Annotated in this window: 15 protein-coding genes; 9 read left to right on the top strand and 6 right to left on the bottom strand. The window is 30.9% G+C overall.

The genetic code is table 11. The features are described 5' to 3' along the window. Positions 1-143: 143 nt before the first annotated feature. A complete protein-coding gene (locus LQE93_RS15415) occupies positions 144-836 on the bottom strand; it encodes a YjjG family noncanonical pyrimidine nucleotidase (RefSeq protein ID WP_186839733.1) in 693 nt (230 codons plus the stop codon). A 309-nt stretch (positions 837-1,145) separates the two neighbouring features. On the opposite strand from LQE93_RS15415, the gene LQE93_RS15420 reads away from it, so the two are divergent. After that, entirely contained in the window at positions 1,146-2,459 is a 1,314-nt protein-coding gene (locus LQE93_RS15420; protein WP_231074341.1) for an APC family permease, read from the top strand. Between the two features lie 136 nt (positions 2,460-2,595). Here LQE93_RS15420 and LQE93_RS15425 read toward each other — a convergent pair whose 3' ends face one another. Next, on the bottom strand, positions 2,596-3,783 hold the full coding sequence (locus LQE93_RS15425) for an ROK family transcriptional regulator (protein WP_231074342.1): 1,188 nt from the start codon (positions 3,781-3,783) through the stop codon (positions 2,596-2,598). Positions 3,784-3,997: 214 nt separating this feature from the next. On the opposite strand from LQE93_RS15425, the gene LQE93_RS15430 reads away from it, so the two are divergent. Beyond that, complete coding sequence (locus LQE93_RS15430) at positions 3,998-5,290, top strand: PTS sugar transporter subunit IIC (protein ID WP_231074343.1); 1,293 nt, start codon at positions 3,998-4,000, stop codon at positions 5,288-5,290. A 28-nt stretch (positions 5,291-5,318) separates the two neighbouring features. Continuing rightward, entirely contained in the window at positions 5,319-6,218 is a 900-nt protein-coding gene (locus LQE93_RS15435) for a DUF7916 family protein (RefSeq protein WP_231074344.1), read from the top strand. 85 nt (positions 6,219-6,303) lie between these two features. On the opposite strand, the gene LQE93_RS15440 is transcribed toward LQE93_RS15435, so the two are convergent. Then, positions 6,304-7,728: a DUF4317 domain-containing protein gene (locus LQE93_RS15440; RefSeq protein WP_231074346.1), complete on the bottom strand. Its 1,425-nt coding sequence runs from the start codon at positions 7,726-7,728 to the stop codon at positions 6,304-6,306. A gap of 359 nt (positions 7,729-8,087) precedes the next feature. Here LQE93_RS15440 and LQE93_RS15445 point away from each other — a divergent pair, with 359 nt between their 5' ends. Beyond that, positions 8,088-9,233: a glycerate kinase family protein gene (locus LQE93_RS15445; RefSeq protein ID WP_231074347.1), complete on the top strand. Its 1,146-nt coding sequence runs from the start codon at positions 8,088-8,090 to the stop codon at positions 9,231-9,233. Positions 9,234-9,418: 185 nt separating this feature from the next. Here the strand turns inward: LQE93_RS15445 and LQE93_RS15450 are convergent, their stop codons facing one another. The 3 genes from LQE93_RS15450 to LQE93_RS15460 form a co-directional block, all read right to left on the bottom strand. Beyond that, positions 9,419-10,501: a YeiH family protein gene (locus tag LQE93_RS15450; RefSeq protein ID WP_231074349.1), complete on the bottom strand. Its 1,083-nt coding sequence runs from the start codon at positions 10,499-10,501 to the stop codon at positions 9,419-9,421. A gap of 189 nt (positions 10,502-10,690) precedes the next feature. Beyond that, on the bottom strand, positions 10,691-11,659 hold the full coding sequence (locus LQE93_RS15455) for a 4Fe-4S dicluster domain-containing protein (protein WP_341380627.1): 969 nt from the start codon (positions 11,657-11,659) through the stop codon (positions 10,691-10,693). Positions 11,660-11,691: 32 nt separating this feature from the next. Then, positions 11,692-13,317: an FAD-dependent oxidoreductase gene (locus LQE93_RS15460; protein WP_186839620.1), complete on the bottom strand. Its 1,626-nt coding sequence runs from the start codon at positions 13,315-13,317 to the stop codon at positions 11,692-11,694. Between the two features lie 178 nt (positions 13,318-13,495). Between LQE93_RS15460 and LQE93_RS15465 the strand changes: the two genes are divergently transcribed. The 5 genes from LQE93_RS15465 (at position 13,496) to hemB (ending at position 19,284) form a co-directional block, all read left to right on the top strand. Next, positions 13,496-14,404: a LysR family transcriptional regulator gene (locus LQE93_RS15465; RefSeq protein WP_055267850.1), complete on the top strand. Its 909-nt coding sequence runs from the start codon at positions 13,496-13,498 to the stop codon at positions 14,402-14,404. A gap of 155 nt (positions 14,405-14,559) precedes the next feature. Then, a complete protein-coding gene (hemA, locus tag LQE93_RS15470) occupies positions 14,560-15,804 on the top strand; it encodes a glutamyl-tRNA reductase (RefSeq protein WP_231074351.1) in 1,245 nt (414 codons plus the stop codon). 101 nt (positions 15,805-15,905) lie between these two features. Continuing rightward, positions 15,906-16,808 carry a hydroxymethylbilane synthase gene (gene hemC / locus LQE93_RS15475; protein WP_186839595.1) on the top strand — a complete coding sequence of 301 codons (903 nt, stop codon included), beginning with the start codon at positions 15,906-15,908 and terminating at the stop codon, positions 16,806-16,808. Continuing rightward, positions 16,805-18,301 (top strand): uroporphyrinogen-III C-methyltransferase, encoded by a 1,497-nt coding sequence (gene cobA, locus LQE93_RS15480; protein ID WP_231074353.1) that lies wholly within the window; start codon positions 16,805-16,807, stop codon positions 18,299-18,301. The genes hemC and cobA overlap by 4 nt, the downstream gene beginning before the upstream one ends. After that, positions 18,301-19,284, top strand: a complete 984-nt coding sequence (gene hemB, locus LQE93_RS15485; protein WP_231074355.1) for a porphobilinogen synthase — start codon at positions 18,301-18,303, stop codon at positions 19,282-19,284. The genes cobA and hemB overlap by 1 nt, the downstream gene beginning before the upstream one ends. Positions 19,285-19,295 lie beyond the last annotated feature (11 nt).

Genomic DNA, 19,295 nt, shown 5'->3' on the forward strand with positions numbered 1-19,295 from the left:
ACCTCCTATTTGTCGTGTCAAAAAACTTGTTCATTTAGAAATAATTTCATATAAATATATGAATAAAAAATAAAAAGACCGTCTACTGAAATGATTTTAAAAATCATTTCAGAGACAGCCCCTTTTTATGTAATTAAAACTGTTTATGAATTAATCAATATTTCTTTTAATTCATCAAAGCTAGAAACTTCGTATGTAGGCTTTATTGAAGTTTTATTTTCTAATTTTTTTGGATTATACCAGCAAGTATCTATACCAAAGTTTATTCCACCTTGTATATCTGAAGTTAAGCTATCTCCAACCATTAAAACTTTTGATTTATCAGAATGATTTATAGTTTTTAAAGTATGTTCAAAGATTTCTGGATTTGGTTTTGATATTAATATTTCCTCAGAAATAACTACAGTATCAAAGTATTTTGCTACAGTAGATTTTCTTATTCTCTTATCTTGAACAGCAGTAAGTCCGTTAGTTACTATAGAAAGCTTATGTGATTTAGATATATCTTCTAAAAGTTCTACACTACCATCATATAAAAAGGATGCATCAGCTAAATGTTCCATATATGATTTTGCAAATTCATTTTCATCAAAGCTTACTCCTAATTTATCTGATAATCTTTTAAATCTTTCTACCTTTAATTTTGCTTGAGTAATAAGACCTTCTTCGAACTCTTTCCATATAGCTGAATTTATTTCTTGATATATTTTTAAGTGATAATTTTCATCATAATCGAAGCCAAATTTAATCATTGTATTTTTAAAAGCTTCTTTTTCTGATTTTTTAAAATCAAATAATGTTTCATCTGCGTCAAATAATATAACTTCGTATTTCATAATTTTCCCCCCAAGTTTATATCAAATAAATTTTTACCTAATATAAGAATATCATTTTTTTGAATTTATTTATACAGAGGATATTAATAATAGATAAGGAAATAATAGATTAGAAAATTGATAATTACGATATTAAAAATTAAATTTATTAAGCTATAAATAGTAAGAAAGAAGGAAAACTAATAGGATAGTCTTATTTTGAATTGAGCCAAAGATTTAATTAATTAAGTCATAAAATGTCGAAATTTGACTAAAAATATTTTTTAAGTATAATTAGTAAATGCTAATATTATACTTACGGAGGAATTTATGAACAAAGAACTAAAGAAAAGCCTTGGTCTAGCGGCTGCTTTTTCAACAGTTGTAGGAGTAGTTATAGGATCAGGTGTATTTTTTAAACCTCAAGCAATATATACTGCAACTAATGGAGCACCTGGATTAGGAATCTTAGCATGGATTTTAGGTGGTCTTATAACAATAGCTGGTGGTCTTACTGCAACAGAGGTATCTGCCGCAATACCAAAGACTGGTGGTATGATGATTTATATTGAAGAAATATATGGCAAGCGTTATGGATTTTTAACTGGATGGATGCAGACAGTATTATTTTTCCCAGGAACAATAGCAGCTGTAGCTGTAATATTTGCACAGCAAGCTTCAGAACTTTTAGGTTCTACGTCAAATAATATGAAAATGGTATTGCCAATAGCTATAGGAATCATATTATTGACAGCACTTTTAAATACTATTGGGTCTTCTTTTGGTGGCTCTATTCAGACTGTAGCTACTTTAGGAAAATTAGTTCCATTAGTTTTAATTATAATTTTTGGATTTACAAAGGGAAACAGCACATCAATACTTACACCTATGGTTGGAGAGGGAGTGAACCCTGTAACTACTTTAGGTCAAGTTCTTATAGCAACATTATTCGCTTATGATGGATGGATAAATGTTGGAGCTATTGCTGGTGAAATGAAGGATCCAGGAAAGGATTTACCAAAGGCAATAGTTGGTGGACTATCATTAGTTATGGCAGTTTATTTGGCTATCAATGTAGCTTATTTATGGGTAGCCCCAGCAAGTAGCTTAGCAAATATTACTTCACCTGCATCTCTTGTTGCTACAAAATTATTTGGGCCAATAGGTGGAAAGTTAATATCAGCAGGGATATTAATATCTGTATTTGGGACATTAAATGGATATTTATTAACAGGACCAAGAGTAGTATATGCATTAACTAAAGAGAAATTATTACCAGGTAGTAAGATTCTTTCAAAGGTTAATAAAGGTGGTTCACCATATAACTCAATATTACTTATATCAATACTTGCTTGTATATATGCATTAACAGGTCAGTTTAATTTATTAAGTGATTTAACTATATTTGCAGTATGGGTATTTTATGTTCTTACATTTATAGGAGTAATTATACTTAGAAAGACTAAGCCAGACCTTTATAGACCTTATAAAGTTCCAGGATATCCAGTAATACCTATAATAGCAATACTTGGAGGAACTTTTGTTGTAATAAATCAACTTATTACAGCACCACTTATATCTTTAGGTGGAATAATTATAACAATAATAGGGTTGCCTATTTATGCTTATATGAATAAAAAATAGCAATTTAATTTTCATAAAGTTTATTAAGATTACTTGATTATATCTTATGGTATTTATAATCTACTATTCAATTTAATGATGTGTAAAAAAAGAGTTAATGTAAAGCATGGAGTACATTAACTCTTTTTTATTATATTTAATTAATAAGTAGTTTAGAGATACAAAGAGAAGATGCAGATAAAGCACCATTATGATTATGATAATTTTTAATTATAATATTTTGTTTCTTTTGTAATGCAAATAAGTTAATATTTTTATCTAAATATTCCATTAATAAATTTGATAATAAAGGCTCACTAAATAATTCTCCGTGAACAATTATTTTATTTGAATCAATCATCATGGATAAATTATTAATTGTAATGGCAAGATATTTAATTGCGGAGTGAAGTATATGTATTATACCTTCATCACCTAATAGATATGCCTTTAATATAGTATTTATTGTTATATTATCTTTGTCTGTAACTAATTGTTTAAGGAATGTAGTTTCAGAATTAGAAAATATAATTTGAGATTTTTTTATTATCCAAGCTTCACTTCCGTAAGTTTGAAGACAACCTCTCTTACCACATTCACATAGCTCCCCATCAGGATGAACAATTATATGTCCTATTTCTCCTACTAGATAATTATCTTTAGCATATAATTCACCATTATACATGTATGAACAGAACATTCCTCTACCAACATGGAAGAATATAAAATTATCATCATTATTATTAGCAGAGAATAATCTTTCGGCTAATGTCATACATTTAACGTTATTCTCAAAAAACATTGGGAGATTAATATTATCTAATATTAATTTAATATTAAAATTTCCCCAAAAATTATTATTGGTTACAATTGATTTGTTTTCATAATTAAAGTGACCAGGTATAGCAAGTCCAATACCTCTTGGATTATAGTCCTTACAACTATCTATAAATAATTGTAGCTCCTTAAGATAAAACTCTGGGGTTAAAAGATTAGAGGAATCATTACTATTTAATTGAATAATATTTTCCTTGATAATTTTGCCACTATTATCAGTTAGACAGAAGGAGATGTATTTATGAGATAACTCCGTTCCTATATAAAAACTATGATTAGGGGAGATACCTAATAGTATCTTTTTTCTCCCAGATGTACTTTGTTCAGGAATAACTTCTCCGATTTCGTGAATAAGATTCTGATTAATCATTTCACCAGTAATTTCGCTAACTGTTGCAGGTGTGATTCCAGTTTCTTTTGAGATATCAATTCTAGAAATAGGCCCGTTAGAATAAATTTTATCTAAAATTGTAAATCTTAACTTTTGTTGTTTTTTTGTAATTTTCATAAGTATCCTCCTTCTTCACTAATATTAAATATATATTAATTATAATTTATAAACAACTAGGAAAAATAAAATAAAAAAACATAATTGACAAATTATGGATAATGGCATATCATTTAGTTAATAATAATTATTTATAATTAATCTTAGTTATGAAATGGTTTAAATATTATAAATAAATTATTTTTTATAATTAAATGGATGGGGGAGAGATAAAATGAAAAATGTAAATGGGTTCCTAGAAGAAAAATTATTACCTATAGCCGCTAAATTAGGTAATAATAAAATACTAATTGCGATACGTGATGGTATCACATTAAGTATGCCACTAATTATTATCGGGTCATTATTTCTTGTACTAGCTAGCTTTCCAATTGAGGCATGGACTAATTGGTTAGCTGAAATAGGTGTTGATGGATACCTTTGGAAAGGGGTAGATAGTAGTTTTGGTCTTATGGGATTAATTGCAAGCTTTGGGGTTGCGAACAGTTTAGCTCGTCAATATAAAGTTGATGGTGTTTCAGCAGGTGTTATATCATTATCTTCCTTTATAGTTATAACACCTTTTAGTGAGGGTGGAATTCCAGTTGGATATATGGGAAGCAAAGGTTTATTTGTAGCAATGGTTATTGGTATTATTTCAGCCTTAATTTTTCAATGGTTTATTAATCATAATATTCAAATAAAATTACCAGATGCAGTGCCACCAGCAGTTGCTAGAAGCTTTAGTGCTTTAATTCCAGGTGCAGCTATCATTACTTTATGGTTAGTTATTTATGGAATACTTGATAAGGTTGGTATTGGTAATGCACATGATTTATTAGCAATAGTTTTAGGTGGACCATTAGGATTACTTGGGAATAATATATTTGGAACATTAATTGCGATATTATTAAATAGTTTATTCTGGTTTATTGGTATCCATGGTGGTAATGTTGTTAACAGTATTCTTAGTCCAATTTGGTTAATAAATTCTGATGCAAACCGTTTAATATTCCAAGCAGATAAGTTTGCAGAATTACCTAATATTATTACTGCTCAATTTATAGATAACTTTGTCTTCATGGGTGGTGGTGGTGCCACAATCGGTTTAGTAATAGTTATTGCTATTATGGCAAGACGTAGAAAAGCAAGTCAAATTACTAAAACTATGGCCCCATTAACATTAACACCTGGACTTTTTAATATTAATGAACCAGCTATGTTTGGAATACCGATAGTAATGAACGTTTCATTATTAATACCATTTATATTAGCGCCAGTAGCAAATGCATTAATATGTTATTTTGCAATGGCAGCAGGAATAGCTGCTAAGACTACTGGTATTTCAGTTTCGTGGACAATGCCTCCAATAATTAGTGGATTCCTTACAACAGGTGGTCATATAAGTGGATCTATTTTACAAATAGTTTGTATAATTGTTGATATAGCAATTTACTGGGGCTTTTATAGAACAGTAGAAAAACAAAACTTAGAATTAGAATCAGCAGATAATACTATAAAAATATAAAAAAGAAAAAATTTAGGGGGATTAGATTATGGGAAAAAGACTTATTAGTGCAAACACTTCAGATATATTAGAAATGACTGCAGCAGAGTTAAAGCAAAGTATTAAAGCAAGTGAAGGAAGAGTTATCCTTTCAGAAAATGTAGCACCGAGAGAATCATTTATAGGAGATATTACTAATTCTGAAATTGCCAGAGCTTTTGGAGCAGATTTAATCCTTCTTAATGGATTAGATGTTTTAAATCCAGTTATTTTTGGATTAGATGTAAAAGAAGGTACATTTGTAGATGAACTACATCGTTTAGTTGGACGTCCTATAGGGGTAAACTTAGAACCAGTAGATTTAGATGCAGATATGGCTGAGGATCGTTTAGTAATAAGCGAGGGTAGACAAGCTACTGTTAAGACAATTGAGGAAATTGAAAGAGTTGGTATGGATTTTGTTTGCTTCACAGGTAATCCAGGTACAGGAGTAACAAATGCTGCAATAGAAAAAACAATTAAGTTAGCAAAAGAGAAATTCTCAGGACTAATTATTGCAGGTAAAATGCATGGAGCTGGTGTTGATGAACCAGTTGCTGATATAAAAGCCATTGAAGGATTTATCGAAGCAGGTGCAGATATAATATTAGTTCCAGCAGTTGGAACAGTACCAGGATTTGATGAAAATGAATTAAAGGAAGCTGTTAAAGTAGCTCATAGTAAAGGTGCACTTGTATTAAGTGCAATCGGAACTAGCCAAGAAAGCTCTGATGAAGATACTATTAAACAAATTGCTATTCGTAATAAAATTTGTGGAGTAGATATTCAACATATAGGGGATGCAGGTTACGGTGGAGTTGCACCATTTGAGAATATTTTTGCTATGAGTAAGGCAATCCGCGGGGTTCGTCATACTGTATCAATGATAGCTCGTTCAATTAATCGTTAATATAAAGTTAAATTACTTGCTATAAAAGTTAAATGTATCAATTATAAAAGATTATGTTTTATAATTGATACATTTTTTATTATTGTTAAATTAAATCATCTAATCCATTAACAGTTGTTTGTTCATCTTCATCAATAGGAATCATTATGAATTTTTTACCGTCAATTATTTGTGATTTTATTTGAGGTATTTTTTCAGGTTTTACTTGAAGTATAACATCATAATCAGCTGCAACTTCATCATTTTCTAATATTGCATCATTAGTTTCTTCAGTAGTATCCATATTATTTTCTTCTAAGTTATTTTCAACTGGTTCTTCTGAAGTATTTTCTAAAGCTTCTGAAGCGTTATCTTCTGTAGCATTTTCTAATTCTACATTACCTTCGTTAACTTCTGTAAAGTTATTAGTTACCTTATCAGCAGCAGCTTCTTGTTTAACTTGCTCAAGTTTGTTTTGAAGCATTTCAACTTGTCTTACAAGATGCTCTTCTTTTTTTCTTTGCTCATTTGCTTTAAGTACTTTTGGGTCAATTAAGCTTTCTGCTAAAGGTAGGTCATTACCGAAGTTTGCTACATATGATTTTTCTATTTTAGGAGCAAGCTCTTCAGGAACTCCACTTTCTACTAAGATATTTTGAATATCCTTACTTGATATTAATATTGGTTCAGCATCAGCTACATCTTCATACATAGAATTATGTTCTTCTATCATATTATTAATGCTTTCTTGAACCTCCATAAATACTTTATCTGCTTTCTTTTCATCAGCACCAAAAGAACCTTTAATTATTTCTTGGAAGGTTTCTTTTTGAATAGTAGCAGTTTGTTTTGAAGGACATCCTAAAGCATATTCCATTAATTCATAATGGGGGTCCTTAGCATTTTTTGTATAGTACATAATAGAGTTAACATCTGAACTACGGTTAATAAATGCTGGGAATATAAATCCATTAGCAGGAGCTTCAACAACCCAATCTCTATCACGAGCTTTAATTCTATTTTCATCCTCATAGTATCTAAGACCAGGTGCAGTAAGTGAAACTGGACATATTGCACATAGTACGTATTCATATACTTCTTCAGATTCATCAAGCTTAGCATTATCTTTAGTTTTAGTAATAACGTCATAAGCATCATGATACAGAAGTATTAAAAAGTTACCTGTATAATCATAGTTCTCTATAATAGACTCGTAAAAACTATCAAGAAGAGCATCATCTTTTAATGCACTACTTTTAAGTTGCATAAGAGAAATTTGTTTTTCATTCACAAGGTCTTCGTTAAGTGGAAATTCAAGTTGTAAAATATTATTTCCAATAGTTCCAGACATAACTTTTTTAGCAATTTCTAAGTACTTATGATAATCATCTTCCTCTAAGTTTAAGAATGTTTCTCTAAATTTTAAAATTACATGTTTTTCTCCACTGACATAGCACCCACACATTTTAGTAAAAGTACAGTGGTCTTTCTTTAGTCGTTTTTTTAATTCAAGTATATCTTTCTTTCTCATACATAAACCCCTCAATTTAGTATTTTATATTTCTATATATTAATTATAAGCAAACTCTTTTTTATATTAAACTATTTATTAAGTTTCTGTAAGTAAAAATTTTATATTTAAGTTATGTTTAAAGTGGAAATTAAGGGAAAATGGTAAATGTAATATATGGATATACATTCTATATATTTTGTATAATAGTATGTGATGGTGGATGGGGACCTTTTCTCTTTGCCATCAACTTCTATATGAATTCCAAGAAATTTAATCTTGATTATTAATTTAGAAATGAAAAGATTATGTTTTAAAACTAACCTTATAATATAAACATAGGAAAATAAACTTTAAATAGATTTATTTAGGAGAATTATATGAAAAAAGACTTTGTTATCGTATTAGCACCAGATTCATTTAAGGAAAGTATGACTGCAAAAGAAGCTTGTGTAGCAATGGAAAGAGGAATAAAGAAAATAAATTCAGATATAAAATGTGTACATGTTCCTATGGCTGATGGGGGAGAGGGTACAATGCAATCATTAGTGGATTCCACAAATGGTAAGGTGTATTCTTTAGAAGTAGTAGGACCATTAGGAAATAAGGTTAAAGCAGAGTATGGTATTTTAGGGGATGGAGATATAGGAATTTTAGAAATGGCTAGTGCAAGTGGAATACAGTTAGTTCCATTAGATAAAAGAAATCCTTTAATAACAACTACATATGGTACTGGTGAACTTATTAAAGCTTGTTTAGATAAAGGTGTGAAAAAGCTACTAATAGGTATTGGTGGAAGTGCAACTAATGATGGAGGAGCAGGAGTTATACAAGCTCTAGGCGGAAGATTATTAGACAAAGATGGAAATGAGTTAGGTTTTGGTGGAGGAGAGTTAGGAAAATTGCATAGTATAGATTTAACTAATTTTGACTCTAGGTTAAAGGATATTATTGTAGAAGTAGCTTGTGATGTTAATAATCCACTTTGTGGTGAAAGAGGAGCTTCAAATGTGTTTGGACCACAAAAGGGAGCAACAGAAGAAATGATTAATTTATTAGATAATAATTTAAGATATTATGCAGATATAATAAAAAATCAGCTTGGAAAAGATATATTAAATGTACCAGGTGCAGGAGCTGCAGGAGGCTTAGGTGCTGGACTAATGGCATTTTTAGATGGAAATCTGAAAAAGGGAATTGAAATGGTAATAGAATACGCCGGATTAGAAGAGAAAGTAAAAGCTGCAGATATGGTGTGGACTGGAGAAGGAAGTATTGATTTTCAAACTCAATATGGAAAAACTCCTTTAGGCGTTGCAACAGTTGCTAAAAAATATAATAAGCCAGTTATAGCCTTTGCAGGAAAAGTTGGAGATAATATAGACGTGCTATATGAAAAGGGCATAGATTGTATATTTGGAATTATGCAAGGTGTAATGTCTATTGAAGAATCTTTAGCTAAAGGTCAAGAAAACTTAGAAAAGGCAGCTGAAAATGTAATAAGACTTATGAAGTTAAACTGTTAATTATAATAGTTTAATATATTGTAATAAATTTGACACCTAATTGTCACAAAAGAAAGTTATTATAAATTCATAAAGTAGTTAAAGCATTATTATTTACCCCAAAAAATAACCTTTTAAGAAAAGCTAGCACTAATGTCCCCCAACAAAAGTGCCAGCTTTTTTATTTAATAAATTTTAGTTAGTAACTATCCTACGTAGCTTGCAAATAGGTGAATAAATATCATTGATGAAGCTGCAACTGCAAGCCAAGTACATCCACCAAGAATAATAGGTTTAATACCTTTAGTAAATAAATCTTTAAATTGAATTTTGAATCCTACACCAGCAAGAGCTACTGTAATAAAGAATTTATATCCAGTCTTAAATAATCCAGATAATCCTTCGATACTACTGAATAGACCCATTGTATTTAATACAGCCATAAGTAGGAATCCAAGTATAAACCAAGGGAATACTTTTAATACTGTTTGTCCTATGCTTGCTTGTTTAGTAACAGCAACTTGAGTTGCAGCACTAGAATTGCTCATAGTTGATGCAGTAGCAATAGCATTTTCTTTAGCTTCTTTACGTATAGCAAGTATCGTAAAAATTACAGCAAGTGCAATAAGCATAGTAGTTCTAGTAAGTTTTACGGTAATTGCTAAGTTAAGGTCAAGACCATGTATTGCATTATAAGTAGCTTCAGATGCAGCAACACTAGAAGTATCGTTTATAGCAGTACCAGCTAAAAATCCAAATTGATTAGCTGTTAAATTAAGAGCACCAGCTAGATATGGATAAACTAAAGCTGCTAAAATATCAAATAAGAAGATTGATGTCATAGCATATGCAATTTCAGTTTCTTTAGCTTTGATTATAGATGAAAGAGTTGCTATAGCAGTTCCTCCACAGATAGAAGTACCACCACCAACTAGAGTACATGTGTTATCAGAAAGATTTAATTTCTTTCCTACAAAAAATGCAACAGTAAAAGAAAGGCAAATATTAAAAATGATTAATGGAAGTGCTTTTGCACCATAGCCAAGAATTTGACTGAAGTTTAATGTAGCACCAGCAAGTATAATACCAATATTTAAAAATTTCTTTCCTGCAAATGTAGTTCCCTTTTTAAAATCTTTATCTACAGTTGGTAGAAGGTTTACAATCAACATACCAATGAATAGACCTATCATAGGAGCACCTACAATATTTTGTAATCCACCTAAGTAAGTAGCAATAACAGCAATAGCAACACAAACAATAATAGCAAAATATGATTTCTTGTTCATAAATTTATCTCCCCTTTAATATCAATTCTACTTGTTAAAAAATAAACGATTGAAAGTATAAATTAAAGTGGATAATTCCACTTTGTTTTAGCCTTAAAAGGAGTTCTAAATAGTGGGAAATAGAATCCTTTTAAGGCTATTTTTATGATTAAATTAGGTGATTTGTTATAAAATTATATAGTGTTTAGATTAACAAGTAGCTCCACCAACTAAGTGAAGTTGTGCATCTAAAATTTCTTGTTTACGATCCCAAATAGCATCAGAAAGTAATTCTTCTTGAATTCTTTCAAATCCTATACGCTCAATTGTTTGAGATAAACGTTCTCCTGTTTGTCCTTGTTCTCTGTAAAGTAAGATTAATTTTTCTACTACGTCTAAAGCTTCTTCTTTAGTAGTAAATACTTTATCTAAAGCGATACCGTGAGCAATTTTTTTACCCCATCTACCACCAATGTAGATTTTGTATCCTGTAGTACCATCTTCGATACAGTCAAAGTGACATTTTCCAATACAACGTCCACAGTTGTTACATTCATCTTTATTGATTTCTAAGATACCATCTTGAAGTGTAGCAGCTTTGATTGGACAGACATCTGCAACACCACATTTCTTACATCCGTTACATCCATCTTCATCATAGTTAGGTATATTTTGACCAATAATACCAACGTCATTTAAGTCTGGTTTTACACAGTTATTTGGACATCCACCTACTGCAATTTTGAATTTGTGAGGTAACTTAACATTTGCATATCCGTTGAAGAATCTTTCGTGGATTTCTTCTGAAAGAGCAAATGTATCTATTAATCCATATTGACAAGTTGTCCCCTTACAAGATACAACAGGTCTAACTTTAGAACCAGTACCACCAGTTACTAAACCTTCTTTTGCAATATATTCTTGGAATTTTTCTATGTTATCATAGTGGATTCCTTGACATTCAATTGTAAGACGAGTTGTAAGTGTTACAACACCGTTTCCATATAAATCTGTTGCTTCTGATAAACATTTATTTTGAGCTGCAGTAATTTTACCGTTTACAGTAATAATTCTACCTGAGAAACAATCAGTTCCCTTATTTCTTAAAAAGCCCATCGCTTTTACTCTTTTTTCATCTTCTGGTGTTACCTTAAGTTTTGTCATAGTCATTTCTGCCATAATTAATTCCTCCAATGTTATAAATTTTTTTATTATAATTCTACTTCTGAGAAAGTAGAACCGCCTTCAAGTACAAGAGTATTTGTGTAACCATAATGTTTTAATCTGTTTTGTAAAAGGTAAGCACGTTTACCTTTAGTACAAACTAATAGTAATTTGTCATCTAAGTTATATCCTTCTACAGGTCCTGTAACTTTTGTAAGGTCCATATAAGGAGCACCTGTAATAGAAGGCGCAATTGAAGCATCAATTACCTTATAACCTTCTGGTTTGTTAGTTTTATATTCAAATGGAGTTATTGTTGTAAATGCTCCACTGATTTTATTAAGTAATACGTTTACTGTATGAGAGAATGGATGTATTGCTGTAGAGAATGGTGGAGCATAAGCTAAATCCATATTCTCGATATCTTCTAAAGAAGCATTCAGAGTAATAGCTGTTACTGCGATATCAACCATCTTATCAACAGCACCTTTACCGATTACTTGAAGTCCTAATAATTTTTTAGTTTCTTTATCAGCAATCATTTTTACGATAAATGATGATGCACCTGGATAATAGTGTGCTTTATCGTCTACTACAGTTACAACTGAAGCAACATCAAAACCAGCATCTTTAGCTTGTTTTTCAGTTAAACCAGTACGTCCAACATTTAGTTCTGGCAATTTACAAACACCAGTACCTAATACACCATTATATTTTAATTTATTACCAGCAATATTTTTTGCTGCAATACGACCTTCGATATTTGCTGAAGATCCCATAGGAGACCAAGCTGGAGCATTTGTAATTGAATTTGTTACGCATGCACAGTCACCGATTGCATATATGTCAGGATCGTTTGTTTGTAAATATTCATTAACTTTAATTGTTCTATTAGGCATAAGTTCTATAGATGTACCTTCTAAGAAAGAAGTATTAGCACGTATACCCATTGCAAGAATCACAGCATCACATTTCATTGCACGTTTTTGAGTTTTAACCTTTTCAACTCTATCTGTTCCAAGGATACCTTCAAGACGAGTATTAGTAAAAGTCATAATACCGTGGTCTGCAAGGTGATTTTCTACATAGTCACAGAACTCAGGGTCAAAACCTGGAAGTACGTGGTCTGCCATATCAAGAACAGAAACTTTAACTCCTTGTACTGCTAAGTTTTCAGCAACTTCAAGCCCGATGAAACCGCCTCCAACAACGATAGCTCGTTTAATTTCTCCAGCTTCTACAGAGCTTCTTAAAGAAATTGCATCATCTGGTGTTCTCATAAAGTAAACACCTTTTAAATCTACTCCTTCAAGGCTTGGCTTAATTGGATTCGCACCAGAAGCTATGACTAATTTGTCATATGTAAAAGTAGAAGATTCGTTTGTAGATAGATTTAAAGCAGATACAGCTTTTTCTGATTGATTTACATTAGTTACTTCCATTTGTGTTAAGACATTAACACCTGTAAGTGCAGAAAAACTTTCTGGTGTATTTACAATAAGTCCAGAACGTTCATGGATTAAGTCACCAACATAATAAGGTAAACCACATCCAGCGTAAGATATATCATTACTTTTGGTTAATATAGTAATATCTAAATCGCGATTTTCTCTTTTTAATTTAGCAGCTACTTTTGTACCAGCAGCTACTCCACCAATAATAAGTATTTTCACCAAATCACTCCCTTGTCATTTATTTAACATACTAACAATCTAAATATAACATTTGAGTTAATATTAGGAAAGTGATATTATCTTATTAAGGTCATAGGAAATACCTATGAACTTTTTGGGGAAATATGTCGAATAGGTAAAGGGGTTATTGGATAAAGGATAAAAGAGGGAGAATTATATGACAATTAAACATTTACGTGTATTTAACGAGGTTGCAGAAAGTGGGAAAATGAGCATTGCAGCAGCAAAGTTTTATTTATCGCAACCAACGGTAAGTCAGATAATAAAAGAGTTAGAGGAGCATTATGGCTTTTTGTTATTTGAACGTTTATCTAAGAAACTGTTCATTACTGAAGAGGGAAAAAAGCTATTATATTACTCAAAACAAGTTGTAAAGCAATTCGATGAATTAGAAAGTAAAATGTTAGAGTCTTCTAAGGTGCAATCATTCCGAATTGGCTCAACTATCACAATAGGAAGTTGTTTAATTAATGACATTATTAAAGAGTTTGAACGTATTGATGATACTGTTGAGATTTATTCTTATGTAAATAATACACAAGCAATAGAAGATGAATTATTAAAAGCAAATATAGATATAGCCTTAGTTGAAGGTGTTGTAAAGAGTTCAGATTTAGTAAGTATTCCAGTAGTAGATGATTATCTAGTACTTGTCTGTAGTAAGAATCATCCATTGGCTGAAAGTCGTCATTTTACAGTGGAAGAGCTAAAAAATCAAGGATTTGCAATGAGAGAAAAAGGTAGTGGAACAAGAGAACAATTTGAAAACTATATAAGTAAACAAGGCATTTCAATAAAGGAAAGTGTAGTAGCAAACTGCCCAACAGCTTTGATAAATGCTGTAATAGAACAAAATTGTTTGGCTGTTTTATCAGTGAGATTAGTAGAAGAGCAAATTAAGAATGGTAGTATAGTAGTTCTAAAAAATGAATGTTGTGCTTGGAATCGTTCTTTTTCTATTGTATATCATAAGAATAAGTTTTTATCGCATAGCATGGTGAATTTTATTCAAGTAGCATCGAGCTTTAAACGTTCAGAGATTATGGATTCAATTATGTCAATGTAAAGGATTAATCATAAATATTTCCTATGATTAACTTAGGCAAAACTTAATTTAACTCAATATATAATTATGGTATGTTAAATATATAACATTAAATGTTAAATATATAACAGTTTGGTGTTTAATAATCTATATTGTTATTAATAAAGGATGAGCATATGGATATTTACATGACAGGAATTAATTATAATAATGCTGATATTGAATATAGAGAAAAGTTTTCGCTAACAACAGAGCAACAGGATATTATAGCTAAGAAGTTAATAGATTCAAAAATAGCTAAAGGATGTATTTTTTTATCTACCTGCAATCGTACAGAGCTTTGGATAAGTGGAAATAATTCTTTATCACTAGACTTTTTTATAAATGAAGTATTAGGAGATGAAGAAATAGATTTCCTTATAAAAGAAGATATAAAAAAATGTTTTATAGTAAGAAAAGGTGAAGAAGCTGTTGATTATCTTTTAGAGCTTGCCTGTGGAATACATTCTCAAATTTTTGGAGAGGATCAAATTTTAACTCAATTAAAGGTAGCTACAGATAATGCTAGAAAAAGTGGATATATAGATAGTATATTAGAAACTTTATTTAGAACAGCTATAACAGGAGCAAAGAAGGTAAAAACAGAAGTAATATTAACGAATAAAAATCGTTCTTTACCAGAGACAATAATTTCTCAATTAGAAGGAAGATATGGGTCATTAAAAGAAAAAAAATGTCTCGTTATTGGAAATGGTGAGATGGGACGTCTTATGGCTAGTAACTTAGTAGATGTAGGTGCTAATGTTGAAATGACACTTAGGCAATATAAAAAGAAACAAGCTATTATACCATCAGGTTGTGGAGTAGTACTATATGAAGAGAGATGTAATGGAATAGAAGAAAAAGAATTTATTTTTAGTGCTACAAGAAGTCCACATTACACTATAAAGAGAGAAGAGATTAGTGAATTATTAAATAAAGAGAAAATGTACTGCTTTATTGATATGGCACTTCCAAGAGATATTGATCCTAAAATTGATGAGCTTAGTAATGTAAGACTTTTTCATATAGATGATTTTGGAGTAAGGTCCGAATGTGAAAAAGAAGACTTAGAAAGTGCAAGAGAAATTCTTTCAGAATATAAACAGGATTTTATTAATTGGTATCAGATTAGGGCCTTAGCTCCTAAGGTAAATGAGATAAGTGAAATAGTTGGGGAGTTAGCTCATTGTAAGCTTACAAAGGTATATAAGAATATAAATATATCTGAAGATGATAAAGGCTTTTTACAAAGTAGTGTACAAGCTGCTACCAAAAAAGCTGTATCAAAAATAATATTTGGATTACGTGAAAATATGGATAGAGAGCAGTACAATGAATTACTTAAAGCATTGGAATTAACAGCAAGTAATTGCATGTAATTAATATAGGATATCACCTATATTTAGAAAAGTAGATGAATTAATAAGGTGTAGAGTATATTTGAAAAACGTTAGAATAAATAGACTATGGGAGCAGATTTATGAGTAAAAATAAAATTATAGTTGGAAGTAGAGATTCAAAGCTAGCTGTCATGCAGACAGAATTAGTTATGAATCAAATTCGTAGATATAACCCAAACTTAGAATTAGAACTAGTTACATTAAAAACTACAGGAGATTTAATTTTAGATAAGACCTTAGATAAAATTGGGGGAAAAGGGCTTTTTGTAAAAGAACTAGACCAGGCATTAATAGATGGAAGAATTGATATTGCAATTCATAGTTTAAAGGATATGCCGATGGAAGTAAGTGAAGATTTACCGATTGTAGCACTTCCAACACGTGGTGATGCAAGAGATGTATTAGTATTACCAGAAGGTGAAACTTTAGAATCTTTAGATAGGGAGAAATATTTATCTAACATAGGTTCTTCTAGTAATCGTAGAAAATTACAACTTGAAAATTTATATGGTAATGTGAAGATAACACCAGTAAGAGGAAATATTATTACTCGTCTTGCAAAGCTTGACAGAGGGGAATACTCATCTCTTATTCTTGCAGCAGCTGGATTACAAAGAGTTGGTTTAGAAAATAGAATAAGCAAATATTTCTCTGTAGAAGAAATGATTCCATCTGCAGGTCAAGGAATATTATCAATTCAAGCAAGAAAAGATTTAGATGTTAGCTTTTTACAAGGGGTAAATGACCCAATATCAATGTATTGTGCAACAGCAGAACGTAGCTTTGTAAGAGTATTAAATGGAGGATGCTCATCTCCAATTGCTGCTAATGCAAGAGTAATAGGAAATGAAATAAAGCTAGTAGGACTTCATTATAATGAGAAAACAAAAGAGCATATAATTGATACTATTGTGGGAGATGTACTAAAAGCAGAAGCTTTAGGTGAAACATTAGCAGATAAGTTGAGAGGTGAAATAGGATGAATACAGGAAAAGTGTGGCTTGTAGGAGCAGGTCCATCTGATGAAGGATTATTTACTTTAAAGGGGAAGCGTGTACTAGAACAAGCAGATGTTGTTGTTTACGATCAACTTGTTGGTGATGGAATTATGAGGATGATTCCAACTAATGCAGAATGTATTGATGTTGGTAAACATGCTGGAAATCATAAGGTTATACAAGAAAGAATAAATGAAATTTTATTAGAAGAAGCTCAAAAAGGAAAAAGAGTTGTAAGACTAAAGGGTGGAGACCCATTTTTATTTGGTCGTGGTGGTGAAGAGTTAGAATTATTATGTGAACATAATATTCCTTTTGAAATTGTACCTGGTATAACATCAGCAATATCTGTACCGGCTTATGCAGGGATACCCGTTACACATAGAGATTTTACTTCATCTCTACATATTATAACAGGTCATAAAAAGAAGGGTTGTAATGACCCTATTGATTATAAAAGCTTAGTAGCATTAGGAGATGTAACTTTAGTATTTCTTATGAGTGTAGGGGCTTTACCTGATATTTCAAAAGGGTTAATAGAAGCTGGAATGGATAAGAATACACCTGCTGCTATATTAGAAAAGGGAACTAGATATAATCAAAGAAAAGTAGTGGCAACTATTGAAACATTGCCTGAAGAAGCAAGAAAAAATTATGTTGGAACTCCAGGCATAATTATTGTTGGAAAGGTATGTTCATTATCAGAACAGTTTTCATGGGCGGAGAAGAGACCTTTAGGAGGAAGACGTATAATAATTACTAGACCTAGACGTAAATCATCTAAGCTTAAAGAGATGTTATATGACTTGGGGGCAGAGGTAGTAGAAGTACCAAGTTTTGAAACTGTAGCTATTAATAATAATGAAGTATTAGATGAAGCTATAAATAATATTAAAGATTATAATTGGGTTGCTTTCACATCAGAAGCAGCAGTTGAAATATTTTTTAATGAATTAATAGATAAAAAAATAGATATTAGAAAGTTAGCTAATATTAAATTTGCAGTTGTTGGACCAGCCACTAAGAAAGCTGTAGAGAGTCGTGGAATATTTGTAGAATATATGCCAGAGGAATACTATGGTGAAGCTATGGCTAAAGGATTATCAGAGCGCATTTCTGTAGACGATAAAGTTATGGTTTGTGTACCTAAAGAAGTAGATACTGAGCTTTATAAAAATTTAAAGTCATATGAAAAACAAATAGATGTTGTTCCTTTATATGATATTGTATATGAGAAAAATAAAGATATTAAAGTTAATGATGAAGATTATGTTGTATTTACTAGTGCATCTTCAGTAAAAGGCTTTGTAAACTCTATAGATGATTTAGATTATAATTCTATAAACTCAATTTGTATCGGAAAGAAGACAGCAGAAGAAGCTAGCCGTTATGGTATGAAGGTGTCAGTTTCAAAGGAAGCTACAATTGAAAGTTTAGTAGAATGTGTTATTGAATGTAGTAAGAGAGGTATTGATTAATGGACTTAATAAATAGACCGAGAAGACTTAGAAGTAATCCTTTTGTACGTTCTATGGTTAGAGAGACTAAGATGAATATAAAATCATTAGTTTATCCTATTTTTATAAAAGAAGGAACTGGCATTAAGGAAGAAATATCTTCAATGGAAAATCAATTTAGATATAGTATAGATATGTTGCCACAAGTTTTAAAAGAAATAGTAGATAGTGGTGTACAAAATGTTATGTTATTTGGAATTCCTGATAAAAAAGACCCATTAGGTACTGGAGCTTGGAGTGAGGATGGAATAATACAAAGAGCATTAAGAGTTGCTAAGAAGGAGTGCCCAGAGCTTTATTACATAACAGATGTATGTCTTTGTGAATATACTTCACATGGTCATTGTGGTATGTTAAAGGGACAAGAGATAGATAATGATAGTACTCTTCCTTTATTAGCAAAAACAGCTTTATCGCATGTACAAGCTGGAGCTGATATGGTTGCACCATCAGACATGATGGATGGAAGAGTTGCTGCAATAAGAAGTATATTAGATGAAAATGGTTATGAAAATATTCCAATTATGTCTTATGCAGTTAAGTATTCATCGTCTTTCTATGGACCATTTAGAGAAGCTGCTGGTTCAGCACCATCTTTTGGAGATAGAAAAACTTATCAGATGGATTATCATAATAGAAAAGAGGCAATGAGAGAAGCTTTATTAGATATTAGTGAAGGTGCAGATATAATTATGGTTAAGCCTGCATTATCATATTTAGATATAATTCGTGATGTTGCTAATGAAGTTAACGTTCCTGTAGCTGCATATAGTGTAAGTGGTGAGTATGCCATGATAAAAGCAGCAGCAAAAATGGGATTTATAGATGAAGATAATATTGTTTGTGAGACTGCAACAAGTATATATAGAGCAGGAGCAGATATATTACTAACATATTATGCAAAGGAACTTGCACAATTTATGAAGAGTGGAAGAATCGGCTAAAATAGCACCTT

Origin of the sequence: Clostridium sp. NSJ-145, assembly GCF_021044725.1 — a bacterium.
In the GTDB taxonomy this organism is placed as follows: domain Bacteria; phylum Bacillota; class Clostridia; order Clostridiales; family Clostridiaceae; genus Clostridium; species Clostridium disporicum_B.

Coding starts and splice junctions, on each gene's coding strand:
- hemB (WP_231074355.1), top strand. CDS start 18,301: ATGGACTTAATAAATAGACCGAGAAGACTTAGAAGTAATCCTTTTGTA.
- cobA (WP_231074353.1), top strand. CDS start 16,805: ATGAATACAGGAAAAGTGTGGCTTGTAGGAGCAGGTCCATCTGATGAA.
- LQE93_RS15435 (WP_231074344.1), top strand. CDS start 5,319: ATGGGAAAAAGACTTATTAGTGCAAACACTTCAGATATATTAGAAATG.
- LQE93_RS15420 (WP_231074341.1), top strand. CDS start 1,146: ATGAACAAAGAACTAAAGAAAAGCCTTGGTCTAGCGGCTGCTTTTTCA.
- hemC (WP_186839595.1), top strand. CDS start 15,906: ATGAGTAAAAATAAAATTATAGTTGGAAGTAGAGATTCAAAGCTAGCT.
- LQE93_RS15430 (WP_231074343.1), top strand. CDS start 3,998: ATGAAAAATGTAAATGGGTTCCTAGAAGAAAAATTATTACCTATAGCC.
- hemA (WP_231074351.1), top strand. CDS start 14,560: ATGGATATTTACATGACAGGAATTAATTATAATAATGCTGATATTGAA.
- LQE93_RS15455 (WP_341380627.1), bottom strand. CDS start 11,659: ATGGCAGAAATGACTATGACAAAACTTAAGGTAACACCAGAAGATGAA.
- LQE93_RS15415 (WP_186839733.1), bottom strand. CDS start 836: ATGAAATACGAAGTTATATTATTTGACGCAGATGAAACATTATTTGAT.
- LQE93_RS15440 (WP_231074346.1), bottom strand. CDS start 7,728: ATGAGAAAGAAAGATATACTTGAATTAAAAAAACGACTAAAGAAAGAC.
- LQE93_RS15465 (WP_055267850.1), top strand. CDS start 13,496: ATGACAATTAAACATTTACGTGTATTTAACGAGGTTGCAGAAAGTGGG.
- LQE93_RS15425 (WP_231074342.1), bottom strand. CDS start 3,783: ATGAAAATTACAAAAAAACAACAAAAGTTAAGATTTACAATTTTAGAT.
- LQE93_RS15445 (WP_231074347.1), top strand. CDS start 8,088: ATGAAAAAAGACTTTGTTATCGTATTAGCACCAGATTCATTTAAGGAA.
- LQE93_RS15450 (WP_231074349.1), bottom strand. CDS start 10,501: ATGAACAAGAAATCATATTTTGCTATTATTGTTTGTGTTGCTATTGCT.